Source organism: Mesorhizobium sp. WSM4841 (assembly GCF_055811515.1).
Genome location: NZ_JBVVQC010000005.1, coordinates 1 through 14,308 on the forward strand (window position 1 = coordinate 1; position 14,308 = coordinate 14,308).

The window sequence follows — 14,308 nt, forward strand, 5'->3', positions numbered from 1 at the left end:
ACTGGCGCAGGCGGATGCCGTGCTTCCCGGCCAGCTTGACCAGCCGCTCGCGGGCGCGATGCATCAGCTTGGCGTCGGTCGGAAAGGTGATCGCCTTCTCCTGCACGGTGGTGTCGACGATCACCGCGCGGAAGTCGGCCGGCTTGGCCGCCCCCAGCCGGGTCGCCGCCGCCAGGCTCTCCTGCAGCAGCGCCGTCAGCCGCTCCTCGCCCATGCGCAGGCGCCAGCGCGTCAGCGAGGTGCGGTCGAAGACCAGGCGGTGCTGGAAGAACTCCTCGCCGCAGAACAGCTGATAATAGGGGTTTTCCAGCCAGCGCTCGCACAGCCCTTCATCGGACAGGTTGTGCATCGACTTCAGGATCGCCAGCCCCGCCATCAGCCGCGTCGGCAGCGGCGGCCGGCCGGGGCCATCGTCGTAGACCTCGCCGAGCTTCTCTTCCAGGCAGCGCCAGTCGATCGCCGTCGCCAGCTTCACCAGTGCATGTTCCATGTTCAGGATCTGGTCGAGCCGGGACCGCAACAGGTCCGCCTGGCCACTGTCTCGCCGTTCCTTCGGCCGCATCGCTTGCTTCCCCTCTCCGGTCGAAACGCCATCGAATCACGCAACGCAGATGCAAACATTTTGCCGGAAATCGCCGCCCAAAGCCACGATTTCCGGCAAAACGAAACCCAAATTCAGGCGAAAATCTTAAATTAAATCAAAGCGTTCCGCGTTCTTCACGGACGACTAAACGGCCACAGGATGGGCGCGGTCAGGCTGCCTCGCGGTCTGGTTTTCCAAATATTTTAGCCACTCGGCGACCTTTTGCCGGCCAGTTTGGGTCTTGACGGCCTGACGCGGTGTCTTGCCCCCAAGCATTTGGACCGGCTGATCGAGGGTTCCCTATAGTGTTGATCCAGGTACTCGTGAATGACCTGTTCAGCGAGTTCCGGCGGCATCTCCGATGAGGGCGTCCTGCCCTCCATGGCCGGCCGTTCGGCCATCATCTGCTGTATGGTGCGGATTTCGGTAAGAGGTGTTCGGACCAGATCGCCGAGGGCTCGCTGGATCAGGGCCGTCCCTTTTTCCGCCCGCTCGGCGGAATTGGCGGATAGACACAGGAAACCGCCTTTCAACTCGACATTGCCCAACACGCGCAAACCGTTGTCCATTGCCGTGTCCAGGGAAAGCGTGCCCGCCTCCTTGGGTTTGTCCTCGCCTTGCGGCATGTATTCCAACCAGTTCCAGAATTGTGCATTTTCCTGCGACATGCCCGCTATGCCGTTCAGCCGGGCGGCGATGTCCTTCTGCATCACGCCGGAGGCCAAGGGAAAGCGGACATCATGAAACATGAATTCGTCGCCCTCGGTATTTTGGAGCATCGGCATGTTCATCACCTTGTCTAGGGCGTCGAACACCCATACGAGCGTGAACATGAACGCCACCGCCCGCAGGTCTTCATCCCTCATGGCCGGCAGCTTTCTTGCGGTCCTTTTGCCGAACACGTCCAACAGACCATCGAGCAAGGAGTCGGTGGCCTCTCGGGTGAAAGGAAGAATGCCGCCGGTAAGGATATTCTTCCCGAGGACGGGCACGATTCTCGCCGCTATCTTGTCCCACTGCTTCAAGGTCTTGGTGGCGGTGCCCTCTTTGACTGCGATCGGCTCGCCACCGCGGAGAAGATCGCGCGCCATAAGCGATTGTCCCGGAACGACGTCGCTCACCTCATACAAGCTCATGACGGAGGTACGCAGCGCGCCCATATAGGCTCTCGTTTGCGCATTTTCCTTCCAGCCTCTGCGCTTGAGATACTCATCGACGATGTTGCTGGGTTCGCCCTCGAAATCCTGGGTCAGGAAATCCTCGAAGGCGCAGCCCCAAAGATTCATTACTCTGTCGTCACCGAGGACCTCGGCGAGTTCTTCGAATTCCATGTCCCCGTCGCCAAGGATCGGGCCGAAATGATCGTCGAACACTTCCGCGAAACATTCGCTCCATTCGTCACGGCTGAGGAATTTCATCAGCCCGTTGAGATCATGGCTGGTCGGCATTGAACTTCTCCAGGCTCAGGCGATATTCGAAGATGGGGTCTGTCTACTGGCGTCGCTTGGTCGGGTTATTCTGCGCCGCTGAGGCGACCGGGCAAGACGCTTTCGGCGATTTCCTCGCCTTTCTTCGGATCGAACTCCCCGAGCCGGTGCCGCCGCGCCCTTCACTGTGGGCGGCAGCCTCAACGACGGTTTGCCCCGGTTAACCCCACGGGCATGGCACTCGAAGTTGCATTCTGCGATAACAAGTGGATCACTCCGTTGCCGATACTTCACGACGGGTTTACCCGATCCAGCCACGGACTGGCGAAGGATGAAGCCAATGAGCGATCGTCTCAAATCAGGCTCGGCCTTAGCCGTGGCACTGGGCCTCTCCATTGCCACCGCTTCGGCCGAAACCGCGCGCATATTCTGGAAGGACCTGCGCCCGGCGACCCAGCCCGCAGCCGAAAGTGTCGGATTGCCGATGGTCGCGGCAAAAATGCCTGACCGTGGCGAGACGCTGTCTCTCAATTTGCGAGACAAGGCCGTCCAACTGGCGGGATACGCACTGCCGCTCGATCGGGACGGCGATCTCGTCTATCAGTTCCTGCTGGTGCCGTGGACAGGTGCGTGCAGCCACATGCCGACGCCGCCGCCCAATCAGATCGTCCTCGTCACGCCCGCCCGCCCCTATAGGATGTCGGAAGCCTATCAGCCGGTTTCTGTGACCGGCGTCCTAGAGCCGGGCATGGAGAAAAGTCAGCTCTTCATCCTCGACGGCGCCAGCGTCATCCAATCGGGCTACGCGGTGCGCAAGGCGGAGGTGGTGGATGTCGATGTGGTGCCGGACACCATCACCCAGCCGGCAAACTCGCCGTGGCGTTTTCTCAACAAAAAGAAGAATTAAGCAAAAAATTCTCAGGCAGCGTTGGCGCCCGATTCCTTGTCCAGAACCATGTAGTCCAGCGGCATTTCGGTGGTGTACTTGATCTGCTCCATGGCAAACGACGACGAGACGTCGCGGATCTCTATCTTGGCGATCAGCCGCTTGTAGAAGGCGTCGTAAGCAGCGATATCGGGCACTACCACGCGCAGGAGATAGTCGACGTCACCGCTCATGCGGTAGAACTCGACCACTTCCGGAAATTCCTGGATGACCTCCGAAAAGCGCCGCAGCCACTCATGGCTGTGCGAATTGGTGCGGATCGACACGAACACAGTGACGCGCACATTGACCTTTTCATGATCGAGGATGGCGACGCGCCGCTTGATCACGCCTTCCTCCTCGAGCTTTTGGATGCGGCGCCAGCAGGGCGTGGTCGACAGTCCGACTTTCTTGGCGACATCGGCGACCGCAAGCGTCGCGTCCTCCTGCAAGAGGCGGAGGATTTTTCTGTCAAGGCGGTCCATTTCGGTGCTCCCACGGGGATAGACTAGGAATAGATTGGCTATAGTCCTTCTTATTTAGGCCATTCACAAGAAAGAAATTCTGCCAGATGGCGCAAAAGCGAGTGATTTCTTGCTTACGCTTCAGCCGAGGCGATAGCGGATTTCCGATCTCAGAAACGGCAGCAAATCCATTTCAAACCACGGATTGCGCTTCAACCAGCCGGTGTTGCGCCACGACGGATGCGGTAGCGGCAGCACTTTCGGGTTGCTGGGCACATCCAAGATGGTGCGCCAATCCTTCACGGTCTCCGTCAGCGAGGACCGGCGCGCGGCGCCCATGTGCCAGGATTGTGCATAGCTGCCGATCGTCAGCACCAGGTCGATATGCGGCATCAGCGCCATCAGCGGCGCACGCCAGGCCGGTGCACATTCGCGGCGCGGCGGCAGGTCGCCGCCCTTGGCATCCTGGCCGGGAAAGCAAAAGCCCATCGGCACGATGGCGAATTTTGTCGTGTCGTAGAATTCTTCGCTGCTGACGCCCAGCCAGTTCCGCAACCGATCGCCGGAGGCGTCGGTGAACGGCATGCCTGACATATGCACCTTGGTGCCCGGTGCCTGGCTGGCAATCAGGATGCGGGCGCTCGACGACGGCCTGAGCACCGGGCGCGGCTCGTGCGGCAACGGGCGGCCGACCGGGTTTTCGACGCAGATACGGCAGGCGCGTACCCTCGCCGCGAAGTTTTCCAGCTCTTCGCTCATTCTCGGGAACTCATTCTCAGGCGGCAGCGCTCGGCCGGCTGGAGATCGCCTGATGCCAGCGCAGCACGTTGGCACAGTCTTCCGGCACCTTGATACGCGCCGGCTTCATGAAGTCGATGGCAATCAGCCCGGTGATGTCGGCGATCGAATAGGCATCGCCGGCGACGAATTCCCGGTTCGCCAACTCGTCGTCGAGGAGTTTCAGGAATCCGACGGCTTTCGGCTTGTTGGCCTCGCCCCATTCGGGGATTTGTGGGATCTCCCATTCCTTCATCGCCGGATGGATGTGCCGGAACGCGGCAGTGACGCAACTAAGCAAGTTAAGCTCCATGCGTCTTTGCCACATCTCGACCAGCGCTTTGCCGAGCGCGCCGCGGCCGAACAAAGCCGGTTCCGGATGCAGTTCCTCAAAATAGCGGCAGATGGCGACGGATTCGGTGATGACGGTGCCGTCGTCGAGTTCGAGCACCGGCAGGCGCTGCAGCGGGTTGCGCGAACTGACCGGCTGCTTTCTGTGCTCCAGCGCGCCCATGTCGACGGGCACCAGAGGAATTTGAAGCCCCTTTTCGGCAAGGAAGACGCGAACCCGCCGTGGATTGGGCGCCCGGCCGCCGTCGAAGAGTTTCATTCCATTCCTCCTATCGGATCGGCCCAAAACCGGAATCGATTTCCGGAAAGTACGTGCGAATCAAGAATCCCAGCGCATGCCTTGTGCGTCCTAATGGACGCCACGTCGCTGATCAGGTCTGTTGCAACAACTATAGGGTTGACCATCACCGGAAGCGAAAAATTTCTCGCAAGGCATCGCCAATCGAAGCCAAAGTGCCGTGCTTCCTTTCGGTCACTTCGTGATCGTGGCTCTCGCGCCAATCGTGCGGCTCGTCGAAAGTGCCGGCCCAGATGCCGGCCTTGCCGGAGCGGGCAGCGGCTTCTTCGGTTTCGAAATCGCCATAGGCAACCGCCCAGCCGGCCTCGACCTGGGCGCGGTTAAGATCCTTGCCGCCGGCGTTGCAGTCGCCGAGCAGCCGGCCGTAGCGATCGCGCTGCCAGCCGGTGCAGGAGACGGGTTTGCCTGATATCAGACGCACCAGCGACTGCCGCGCCAGCTTGCCGCAGGGATAGCCGGCGCCGCCCTTGCGGCAGACCTGCGAATATTCGGGCGCGTCAATGCCGCGCATACGGATGCGCTCGATACCGAGCGTGATCGTATCGCCGTCATTGACGACGGCGGCACCCTCGGTCTTGCGGGTCTCGATCCGATCAAGCCGCGCCGCCAGAAGGATCAGCAGACCGAGGACAAGCACGGCCAGTGCGTAGTCCACCAGCCGGCGCCAAAGGCTTCGCGGCCGCGGCGGGACGTATCGCTGTCGCGGCCGCCGCGACCACGATCGGCTCATATGGCAAACCGTTGGTTAATCATTCGAACGTAGCTTAACAATTTGAAACCGCTGCCCGCATAAATTGAAGTCTCCATGCCCTCGCAACGCTCGACCACAGCGGACAAGTTTATTGTGGACCGCCGGAAACCCCATCGCAACAGCGATGTGGCGCGCGCGGTGCGCAAGACGCGCGACCGTCTTTCGCAGCAGGCCGGAAATCCTGATTTCGACCGCGAGCTGTTGAAACTCCACGCCGGTGCGATGATAGGCGGCGCGATCATAGTTCCGCTTCTCGTCCTGGCGACCGCCGCGACCGGTCTGTTTGCTGGCGTCGGTAAGGAAATTGGCGTCTGGGCCCTTTTTACACTCATCTGCTACACGATCGTCGTGTTCATGGCGAGGCGCGTCGACCGAACGGAAGCTGCCGAACTCAACCCGCTGCAAACGCACGGTGAATTCCTGATAGGCCATTTCCTTTGCGGCCTGGGCTGGGCCTGGTTCGCCTGGCTCGGTTGCGATGCTTGCCAGGTCGACCAGTTTCAGCTGATCAAGGCGGTGGTGCTGCTGCTTGCCATGGCGGCGACCGCGATTACGGCGTCATCGCTGCGCGGTGCGTTGCTGGCGACCTTCGCCGTTCCGGTGGCCGCCTATGCCTATACCGGCGCCAGGCAGTGGATGCCGGTCGAACTGATCATGGCCGGGTTGCTGATCGTCTCGCTTCCCTTCTTCGCCTATGTGGCGCGCCAGCTCAACCGCTCGTCCTTGATGTTGCTCTCGTTCCGCTCCGAAAAGGATGCGCTGATCGCCGAATTGGACACCGCGAAATCGATGTCGGACGAAGCGCGGCGACGGGCGGAGGACGCCAACCTGGCAAAGTCGCGGTTTTTGGCCTCGATGAGCCACGAATTGCGGACGCCGCTCAACGCCATTCTCGGTTTCTCCGAGGTGATGGCGAACGAGGTGCTCGGCCCGATGAGCAACCCGACCTATCGCGACTATGCTCGTGACGTGCATGACTCTGGCCAGCATCTGCTCGACCTGATCAACGAAATCCTCGACCTGTCGCGCATCGAAGCCGGCCGATACCAGCTCAATGAAGAGCCGATGATGCTGCTATCCGTCGTCGAGGATTGCTGTCACATGATGGAGCTGAAGGCGCGCAACAAGGATATCCGGATCGTCCAGGATTTCGAAAACGCGTTGCCGCGCCTGTTCGCCGACGAACGCGCGGTGCGACAGATCGCGCTCAATCTTTTGTCGAACGCCATCAAGTTCACCGGAACTGGCGGCGAGATCCGCGTGCGCGTCGGCTGGACGGCGGGCGGCGGCCAATACCTCTCCGTCAAGGACAACGGGCCTGGCATACCGGAAGACGAGATTCCGGTCGTGCTGTCCGCCTTCGGCCAGGGCTCGATCGCCATCAAGAGCGCCGAACAAGGCACCGGGCTTGGCCTGCCGATCGTCCAGAGCCTGCTCGCCATGCATGGCGGCGAGTTCGAACTCCATTCCAAACTGCGCGAAGGCACCGAGGCGATCGCCATCTTCCCGTTGAGCCGGGTTATGGAGGAATTGCCGGCGCTGCCGACCAAAGCCGTTGCTGCGCGCCGGCGATAGACGCTTAATGCATGTCGCGCAAAAGTGTGCAGCGGTTTTGCGATAACGACATGCGAAAAACAACCTAAAGCGCGTCGCATGAGGCGGGTCGAACGCGACGCGCTTTAATGAACCGCCGCCGCCATGCCCGAGCTGGTGAGCGCAGCGGCTTTGACCAGGCCCGCCGCAAGTGCCGCCCCTGCCCCCTCGCCGTGGCTCACGCCGAGATCAAGCAGCGGGCGCAAGCCGAGCCGCTCGGCGGCCCGAGCATGCGCAGGCTCTGGCGACAGACTGGCAAGCAGGCAGTGGTCGAGCGCGGCGGGGTTGGCGGCATGCAGCGTCGCGGCGGCGGCAGTCGCAACTAGCCCATCGAGCAGGACGGGAATCTTCTGCATCCGGGCGGCGAGGATGGCGCCGGCGATCGCCGCGAATTCACGGCCGCCAACCCGGCGCAACGCTTCCAGCGGATTCCTGAGACTTGTGCCGTGGAAGGCTAGCGCGGCATCGACCACTTCCGCCTTGCGCGCCCGCATCGATGCATCGGCGCCCGATCCGGATCCGACCCAATCGGCGCCCTTGCCACCAAACAGTGCGGCAAACAAAGTCGCTGCAACGGTGGAATTGCCGACGCCGAGGTCGCCAAGGCAAAGCAGATCGGTGCCGCCGGCGATCGCCTCCATGCCGAAGGCCATGGTGGCGGCACAGCCGCGCTCGTCAAGTGCTGCGTCCTCGGTGATGTCGGCGGTCGGAATGTGCAGCGCTAGATCGAACACTTTCAGCCCGAGATCATTGGCGATGCAGATCTGGTTGACCGCCGCACCCCCGGCCGCGCAAAGCTCGACGGCGTTCGCCGTGGCAGCGACAGGCCGTGGCGAAATGCCGTGCCGAGCGACGCCGTGATTACCGGCGAAGATCGCCACCAGGGGCCGGTTCACTGCCGGCGGCGCACGGCCGCTCCAGGCAGCGAGCCACGCGGCGATGCCCTCGATGCGGCCGAGCGAACCTGTGGGTTTGTCGGCCTTGGCAAACAGCGCACGGACGCGGGCTTCGGCCGCCGTATCGGCCGGCGGCAGGGTCGCCAGAAGATTGCGAAAATCGTCGAAGGGCAGCGCGCTGGTCATGTCGTTGGTGATCGTTTCCAGAGTTGGTGAGCGGCATAGCCGCCTTGCTCGGCCGGCACAACTGCCTGCATTGACGCGAAAGCGGTTGTCGGCGGCGCATTCCGGAGGGCTTGCATTGGCCTTGCCGTTGCACCATGTGGAGACGAGACAAGGGATTCCTGACGGAACCCTGAGAGAATATCATGACGGCCATCGAATCCCCATGCATCCTGGTCTGTTCGATCGACATGAAAACCGGCTTCTGCTTCGGTTGCGGTCGCACGCGCGAGGAAATCGGCGCCTGGATCGAGATGACCCCTGAAATCCGCCGCAGCGTCATGGCCGAGCTGCCGGCCCGGCTGGAAACGGTTGAACGCAGACCGCGCCGGGAAACCCGCCGCACCCGCCTCGCGCGCGAACGCGACGCTCTCTCGTGAGCCACATATGAACCGATCTTTCTGGGTTTTGATGATCCTGATCGGGGTAGGTGTGGCCCTGCTCATGCTCAACGATTCCGCCGGCAGCACATTCGGCGTCGACAATTACGATTTCGGCCGGCTGATCTGGCTTGGCGCTTTGGTCGCGCTCATCGGCGCCGGCCTGCTCAGATCAGGCAGACCCTTGGGCGCGATGGCCCGCAATCTGGGCACCTGGGCCGTCATCGTGCTCGCACTGATCGCCGGCTACCAATACCGTTATGAATTGCAGGATTTCGCCAGCCGGGTAACGGCCGGCCTTGTTCCCGGCAGTCCGCTGGCATTGGGCCTTGAAGACGGCCATGCCACGGTGACCCTGGACAAGGCCGGCAATGGCCATTTCGAAGCGCGCATCATGGTCAACGGCACGCCGGTCCGAGCCGTGGTCGATACCGGCGCAACCAGCACCGTGCTGACCGCGCAGGACGCGCAAGCGGCCGGATTCAATCCAGCCGCTCTCAATTTCACCATACCGGTTTCCACCGCCAACGGCATGGCACGCGCCGCCGCCGTGAGAACCGACGAATTGGCGATCGGCGGGATCGTACGCAAGGACATGCCGGTCATGATCGCCGCGCCCGGCATGCTCGGCCAGAGCCTGCTCGGCATGAATTTCATCGGCTCACTGTCCGGTTTCGACGTGCGCGGCGACCGCATGATCTTGCGCGATTGAACAGTCGGGCTGCTTCGGCGCCGCTCAATGAGCGTTGAGCATCTCGACCGCCTGATCAAACCGGCCGTCCCGCTCCGCCCAGCGCAGGAAGCCCACGCGCTCCACCAGGATCTCCTTGGGCGTCGGCTCCCGGCTGAACAACGCCATCGTCTCGTCAATGAACGCATCGAGCGGCATATACTCGTCGCGCGTCGACTGGCCGGGCGTGAGTTCCGTGCGAACCGCGGGCGGCGCAAGCTCGATCACTTCGACCTCGCCCCTGAGTTGCTCGCGCAACGACACCGTATAGGAATGGATCGCCGCCTTGCTGGCATTGTAGGTCGGCGTGCCACTCAGCGGCACGAAGGCCAGGCCTGACGAGACATTGACGATCACGGCATTCTGCCGGGCCGCCAGATGGTCGATCAGCGCGTTGGTGAGGCGGATCGGTCCGAACAGGTTGGTGACGATCGTCTTCTCCGCGTCGCGCAGATCGCGGGCCCTGGTGAGATCCTCGCGGCGCATGACGCCGGCATTGTTGATGAGCACGTTGAGCGCCGGGTGCTCGGCGACTACGTGCTTGGTAAATGCCATAATTGCTTCCGGATCTTCGACATCGCCGACCATCGCGTACATGCCTTCACGCCCGGCGATCGTCTGCTCGAGCGCCTCCTTGCGCCGTCCCGCGACGATCACAGTGTTTCCAAGCGCATTGAAGCGCAGCGCCAGTTCCCGCCCGATTCCGGACCCTCCGCCGGTGATCAGGATCGTATTTCCGGTCATTTTCATCGTTCTGTGCTCCATCAATTCCAGCCAATCGGGGTCAAACGATCCCGCCGTTTGCGAATACCGTCTGCCCGTTGATCCAGGCACCGTCCCGCTGCAGAGCGCCGCGATTGCGTCGGCAATGTCGGTAGGCTCGCCGATGCGCTGATGTGGCGTGCGCGCGGCGAAGTCGGCGATCTGCTCCGGCGTCTTCCTGTCAGTAAACAGGACGGTGTTGACGACGCCCGGCGCCATCGCGGTCACGGAGATCATGCGCCCGCGAAGTGCCATGGCGACATCGCCAGCACGGGCTCGTCTCGGTGACACGTTCTGTCCAGACATATAGATCCCCTTCCTTGTCGAGCGGGCGTGTTCGGTTGGGACATTTCCTACAGGGCGATGCGGTCGACAGCTTGCCAACGCATGCGCAAAACTTGCTCGATCCTGCAGCCCACGTGATGTTTGTCCGCCCGCATGCTAGGATCGCCAGCATCGCGCCGCTGCAGGAGACATTGCATGGACGTCCTCAAACATGCCGTTCACACCTATGCCGCCCGCCATGCCAACCGGGACGGCCTGGCGCTGACGCCAGTGCCGGGCCTGCGGATGATGTGCGTTGAGTCACCACCTGGCGACTTTCACTCGGTCTATCGGCCGCTGGTTTGTCTGGTTCTGCAGGGTGCCAAGCTCATGACCGTGGGCAGGGAGCAGCAAGTTTTCTCCGCCGGGCAATCCGTGATCGTGAGCGCGGACATGCCGGTCGTCGGACGGATCGTGCAGGCAAGCCGGCGCGAGCCCTATTTGGCCGTCGCGGTCGAACTCGAGATGACGCTCCTGCGCGAGATGGCAGCGCAGTTGGGCAGCGTGCGTGCGCAGCGCCCGTCAGAGACACGCACCTTGTTCGCTGAGGACACCAATGCCGCGATTCTGGATTGCGCAGCGCGGCTGATGCGCTTGCTGGACCGACCGGATGCTACGTCGCTCCTGCGCCCCGGCATTATGCACGAACTGCATTATTGGCTCCTCTCCGGTCAGCACGGCGCGGCCCTGCGGTCGCTTGCGGATCCCGACAGTCACGCGACCCGTCTCGCGGCGGCCATCGCGATTCTTAGAACCGAATATCGATCGCGTATTCCCGTCGAGCGCTTGGCGGCGGCAGCGGCGATGAGCCTCACCGCCTTCCACAAGCACTTCAAGCACATGACGTCGCTGACGCCGGGACAGTATCAGAAGCGGCTTCGCCTAATCGAAGCACGCCGCCTTATGCTCGATGAAGGCTTTTCGGCAACCAGCGCTGGGTTCGAGGTGGGCTACGAGAGCATCTCGCAATTCACCCACGAATATCGCCGCACATTCCAGGCGCCGCCGAAGCGCGATGCGCTGCGCACTCGATCCATGTCGCACGCGATCAAAGAAGAAATGCAGGACGCCGAGCGGGCGAGCGCTGCTTAGCTTGACCGACGGTCCTCTGGTTTGCTGAACAGACCGCGGAAGACACGCAAGCGACCGCATGATCTTGCGCGATTGGACAGTCAGGCTGCTTCGGCGTCCGTCCCGCTAAAATCGACTGCGGCGAAAGCTGCCTTCAGCACATCGGGTCCGGCGTCCGGCCTTGTCGCATCGGTCGAAAGGATCTGCCGGTAACGGCGCGCACCGGGCACACCGTGGAACAGGCCGACCATGTGACGGGTGACATGGCCAAGCCGCCCGCCCCGCTCGATATGGCGTGCCGCATAATCCGCCATGGCATCGATCAGCGCGGCAAAATCGAACGTTTTGGGTTTGTCGCCGTAAAACGCCGCGTCGACGCCTGCCAGAATGCCCGGCGTATGATAAGCGGCGCGGCCGAGCATGGCGCCGTCGACATGATCAATGTGGTCGAGCGCCTCTTCAAGGGATTGAATGCCGCCGTTGATGCCGATGAATTTGTTTGGATTTTTGGCCTTCAGCCGATACACCCTATTGTAGTCGAGCGGCGGGATGTCGCGGTTTTCCCTAGGGCTCAGCCCTTCCAGCCACGCCTTGCGGGCATGCACCCACAGCGCGTCTGCGCCGGCCGCGAAAACCCCGTCCGCCAGCGCATCGAGCGCCGGCTCAGGATCCTGCTCGTCGACGCCGATGCGGCATTTGACGGTGACGGGGATGCCGACAGAGGCTTTCATCGCCGTGACGCAATCGGCGACCAGAACCGGTGCTTTCATCAGGCAGGCGCCGAACGTACCCGACTGGACGCGGTCGGATGGGCAGCCGACATTGAGGTTGATCTCGTCATAGCCGAAGGCCTCGCCGATGCGGGCCGCCTCGGCAAGCTTCTGCGGATCGGAGCCGCCGAGCTGCAACGCGACCGGATGTTCCGTACCATCGAAGCCGAGCAAGCGCTCGCGCTCGCCGTGGATGACCGCGTCGGCGACGACCATCTCGGTGTAGAGCAATGCCCGGCGCGTCAACTGGCGATGGAGGAACCGGCAATGCCGGTCCGTCCAATCCATCATAGGTGCAATGGCAAATTTAATTGCATTATCAATCACTTACACATTCTTTCTAACTTATAACTTATCAGGCGGATCGACATTGCTGACTTTTATGATATGTGGCGCATTTGGCCGAATTTTCAAAGGTAAACCGAGATGTCGCCAAACACTGCTTTCCTACTCATGGCGCAATATAGTTGCAAAGTCATCATTCCGCTTGAAGATGTCCGGCGCGACTTCTTCTCCCAGTTGACACTACAGAAGATGCTTAGGAAGCTCGGCTCAGTCGACATCGCTCTACCAGTCGTACGGATCGAGAATAGTCAGAAATGTGCTAAAGACATCCATCTGCAGGACTTGGCCGGCTATATCGACAAGCGGCAAGCAGCTGCAGCCCGGGAATGCAGGCCGTTGCACGGCTTTTGTCCCTATCCAGTCCGGTAGAGTTTCCCCCATCGCTGGTCGGCTGTGCCATTGCCGGCACTGCGAGGCGGCGTTGGAGGCGCTTGATCGATCGTGGCAGATGATCGATTGCATGCCTTCAATCTCGGGCCGTCTGTAGTATTCAATCCATCATCGGCTCGCCGAGCGTATGCATCAAGCGGTTCGCCCAGCCGAAGATGGCAGCGGACAGGACCAAGTCGAGACACTCCAGCTCATTGAGCCCGACGTCGGCAAGCGCCTGCGCGTCGGCGACGGTCGCCTCGGGCGGCGTGGTCGACAGGCGTGCCGAGAAGTCGAAGATTGCCTGGAGGTGCTCGTCGAGCGTTGCCTCAAGACCATCGGCGAAGACAGCCTCGATGACGTCCGTGCGCTTCGTCAGGTGGTTGAACCGCGAGGCGTGCACCGCGGCGCAGTATACGCAGCGGTTGACGACGGAAGCGGCGACGGCGCCCAGCTCGCGCTCGCTGCCCGCCAGGCCGTCGCGCCCGTACATGATCAGATTAAATAGGGGCGAGCGGACCGCGAGCGACTCTGGGTCATGCGCAAGCGTGAGCACATAGGGGGAGATGCCCTTGCTGGACGGCGTCACCTGCATCGCCGCACGCTGCTCGTCGGTAGCAGTCGCGAGATCGACTGGAACCACATAGGGTTGCCAGCGCGGTATCGTGGTGGTGAAAGTGTGGACGACCTCGCTCAACGCATTCCTCCGATCAGCGTGATACCCGCAATGACGCGCACCTGGTAGTTGACGAAGGCCGCGAGCTCCGAGAGCCGGACTATATCAGCGTCGGCTACGCCAACCTCGCGCAACGCGTCCACATGGGCGCGCGTGGCCTCGCGTGGCGCGAGCGTGAGCCGATCGGCGTGACGGACTATCTCCGCGGTACGCCGGTCCGTCACGTTCGTGCCGGGGTTGACGAGCGAGGCTGTCGTCGGTTCGTCGGCGCGGGCGACCAGGGTGTCGTAGTGGCTTGCGAGCGCCGGGGTGCGATTGAGGCGCGCCATCCGGGCGGCGAGCGCGGCCCTGAGGCCATGAGACAGGCCGCCGGGTTCGCGCGGCAGTAGCACGGCATCGTGGGCCGCTTCGCTGAGGCGCAAAATCTCCGAACGTTTCTCCATGGCTTCCGCAAGCGCGGAACCCGGCCCTGCGGGGGCAAGGTTTTCGATGAGTCTCAAAGCAAGCCCCTCGGTACGTCAGCAGGCATGCGATCTAGGTAGGCGCGACGGGCCACTATGTCAAATAAGAATGATATCTGGCCTTCAATGCAGA

General features: G+C 62.1%; 17 protein-coding genes and 1 pseudogene. 6 read left to right on the forward strand and 12 right to left on the reverse strand.

What is annotated here, in order from left to right:
* A partial coding sequence (locus AC0L14_RS07390) for a transposase (RefSeq protein WP_473749061.1) occupies nucleotides 1-562 on the reverse strand: 562 nt, incomplete at its 3' end.
* Between the two features lie 224 nt (nucleotides 563-786).
* Nucleotides 787-1,914: a DUF7986 domain-containing protein gene (locus tag AC0L14_RS07395; RefSeq protein ID WP_473749062.1), complete on the reverse strand. Its 1,128-nt coding sequence runs from the start codon at nucleotides 1,912-1,914 to the stop codon at nucleotides 787-789.
* Nucleotides 1,915-2,350: 436 nt separating this feature from the next.
* Here AC0L14_RS07395 and AC0L14_RS07400 point away from each other — a divergent pair, with 436 nt between their 5' ends.
* Nucleotides 2,351-2,917, forward strand: a complete 567-nt coding sequence (locus AC0L14_RS07400) for a DUF3299 domain-containing protein (protein WP_473526699.1) — start codon at nucleotides 2,351-2,353, stop codon at nucleotides 2,915-2,917.
* A gap of 11 nt (nucleotides 2,918-2,928) precedes the next feature.
* On the opposite strand, the gene AC0L14_RS07405 is transcribed toward AC0L14_RS07400, so the two are convergent.
* From AC0L14_RS07405 to AC0L14_RS07420, 4 genes are all read right to left on the reverse strand, one after another.
* Nucleotides 2,929-3,420: an Lrp/AsnC family transcriptional regulator gene (locus tag AC0L14_RS07405; RefSeq protein ID WP_006333679.1), complete on the reverse strand. Its 492-nt coding sequence runs from the start codon at nucleotides 3,418-3,420 to the stop codon at nucleotides 2,929-2,931.
* A gap of 120 nt (nucleotides 3,421-3,540) precedes the next feature.
* Complete coding sequence (locus AC0L14_RS07410; RefSeq protein WP_473526700.1) at nucleotides 3,541-4,158, reverse strand: uracil-DNA glycosylase family protein; 618 nt, start codon at nucleotides 4,156-4,158, stop codon at nucleotides 3,541-3,543.
* A gap of 16 nt (nucleotides 4,159-4,174) precedes the next feature.
* A complete protein-coding gene (locus AC0L14_RS07415; protein ID WP_473526701.1) occupies nucleotides 4,175-4,786 on the reverse strand; it encodes a glutathione S-transferase in 612 nt (203 codons plus the stop codon).
* Between the two features lie 145 nt (nucleotides 4,787-4,931).
* Nucleotides 4,932-5,555 (reverse strand): thermonuclease family protein, encoded by a 624-nt coding sequence (locus tag AC0L14_RS07420; RefSeq protein ID WP_473526702.1) that lies wholly within the window; start codon nucleotides 5,553-5,555, stop codon nucleotides 4,932-4,934.
* Nucleotides 5,556-5,630: 75 nt separating this feature from the next.
* Between AC0L14_RS07420 and AC0L14_RS07425 the strand changes: the two genes are divergently transcribed.
* Nucleotides 5,631-7,151 carry a sensor histidine kinase gene (locus AC0L14_RS07425; protein ID WP_473526703.1) on the forward strand — a complete coding sequence of 507 codons (1,521 nt, stop codon included), beginning with the start codon at nucleotides 5,631-5,633 and terminating at the stop codon, nucleotides 7,149-7,151.
* A 104-nt stretch (nucleotides 7,152-7,255) separates the two neighbouring features.
* On the opposite strand, the gene AC0L14_RS07430 is transcribed toward AC0L14_RS07425, so the two are convergent.
* A complete protein-coding gene (locus AC0L14_RS07430) occupies nucleotides 7,256-8,251 on the reverse strand; it encodes a nicotinate-nucleotide--dimethylbenzimidazole phosphoribosyltransferase (RefSeq protein ID WP_473526704.1) in 996 nt (331 codons plus the stop codon).
* Nucleotides 8,252-8,433: 182 nt separating this feature from the next.
* Here AC0L14_RS07430 and AC0L14_RS07435 point away from each other — a divergent pair, with 182 nt between their 5' ends.
* Both AC0L14_RS07435 and AC0L14_RS07440 read left to right on the forward strand, forming a co-directional pair.
* Complete coding sequence (locus AC0L14_RS07435) at nucleotides 8,434-8,667, forward strand: DUF1289 domain-containing protein (RefSeq protein ID WP_095492971.1); 234 nt, start codon at nucleotides 8,434-8,436, stop codon at nucleotides 8,665-8,667.
* Nucleotides 8,668-8,674: 7 nt separating this feature from the next.
* On the forward strand, nucleotides 8,675-9,379 hold the full coding sequence (locus AC0L14_RS07440) for a TIGR02281 family clan AA aspartic protease (RefSeq protein WP_473526705.1): 705 nt from the start codon (nucleotides 8,675-8,677) through the stop codon (nucleotides 9,377-9,379).
* Between the two features lie 24 nt (nucleotides 9,380-9,403).
* Here AC0L14_RS07440 and AC0L14_RS07445 read toward each other — a convergent pair whose 3' ends face one another.
* Together AC0L14_RS07445 and AC0L14_RS07450 are read right to left on the reverse strand one after the other, a co-directional pair.
* A complete protein-coding gene (locus tag AC0L14_RS07445) occupies nucleotides 9,404-10,147 on the reverse strand; it encodes an SDR family oxidoreductase (protein ID WP_473749209.1) in 744 nt (247 codons plus the stop codon).
* A 72-nt stretch (nucleotides 10,148-10,219) separates the two neighbouring features.
* A pseudogene (locus AC0L14_RS07450) lies at nucleotides 10,220-10,465 on the reverse strand (SDR family oxidoreductase); the annotation flags it as partial.
* Nucleotides 10,466-10,639: 174 nt separating this feature from the next.
* Between AC0L14_RS07450 and AC0L14_RS07455 the strand changes: the two are divergent.
* Nucleotides 10,640-11,575: an AraC family transcriptional regulator gene (locus tag AC0L14_RS07455; protein WP_473526706.1), complete on the forward strand. Its 936-nt coding sequence runs from the start codon at nucleotides 10,640-10,642 to the stop codon at nucleotides 11,573-11,575.
* A gap of 80 nt (nucleotides 11,576-11,655) precedes the next feature.
* Here the strand turns inward: AC0L14_RS07455 and dusA are convergent, their stop codons facing one another.
* Nucleotides 11,656-12,651 (reverse strand): tRNA dihydrouridine(20/20a) synthase DusA, encoded by a 996-nt coding sequence (gene dusA, locus AC0L14_RS07460; protein ID WP_473526707.1) that lies wholly within the window; start codon nucleotides 12,649-12,651, stop codon nucleotides 11,656-11,658.
* 99 nt (nucleotides 12,652-12,750) lie between these two features.
* On the opposite strand from dusA, the gene AC0L14_RS07465 reads away from it, so the two are divergent.
* Nucleotides 12,751-13,038, forward strand: a complete 288-nt coding sequence (locus AC0L14_RS07465) for a pyocin activator PrtN family protein (protein ID WP_473749064.1) — start codon at nucleotides 12,751-12,753, stop codon at nucleotides 13,036-13,038.
* Nucleotides 13,039-13,159: 121 nt separating this feature from the next.
* Here the strand turns inward: AC0L14_RS07465 and AC0L14_RS07470 are convergent, their stop codons facing one another.
* Both AC0L14_RS07470 and AC0L14_RS07475 read right to left on the reverse strand, forming a co-directional pair.
* The gene (locus AC0L14_RS07470) at nucleotides 13,160-13,735 is read right to left on the reverse strand and encodes a peroxidase-related enzyme (RefSeq protein ID WP_123151311.1); all 576 of its coding nucleotides are present in this window, start codon (nucleotides 13,733-13,735) and stop codon (nucleotides 13,160-13,162) included.
* Complete coding sequence (locus AC0L14_RS07475) at nucleotides 13,732-14,214, reverse strand: CMD domain-containing protein (protein WP_473526709.1); 483 nt, start codon at nucleotides 14,212-14,214, stop codon at nucleotides 13,732-13,734. Before AC0L14_RS07475 ends, AC0L14_RS07470 begins: the two co-directional genes overlap by 4 nt.
* Nucleotides 14,215-14,308: the final 94 nt, after the last annotated feature.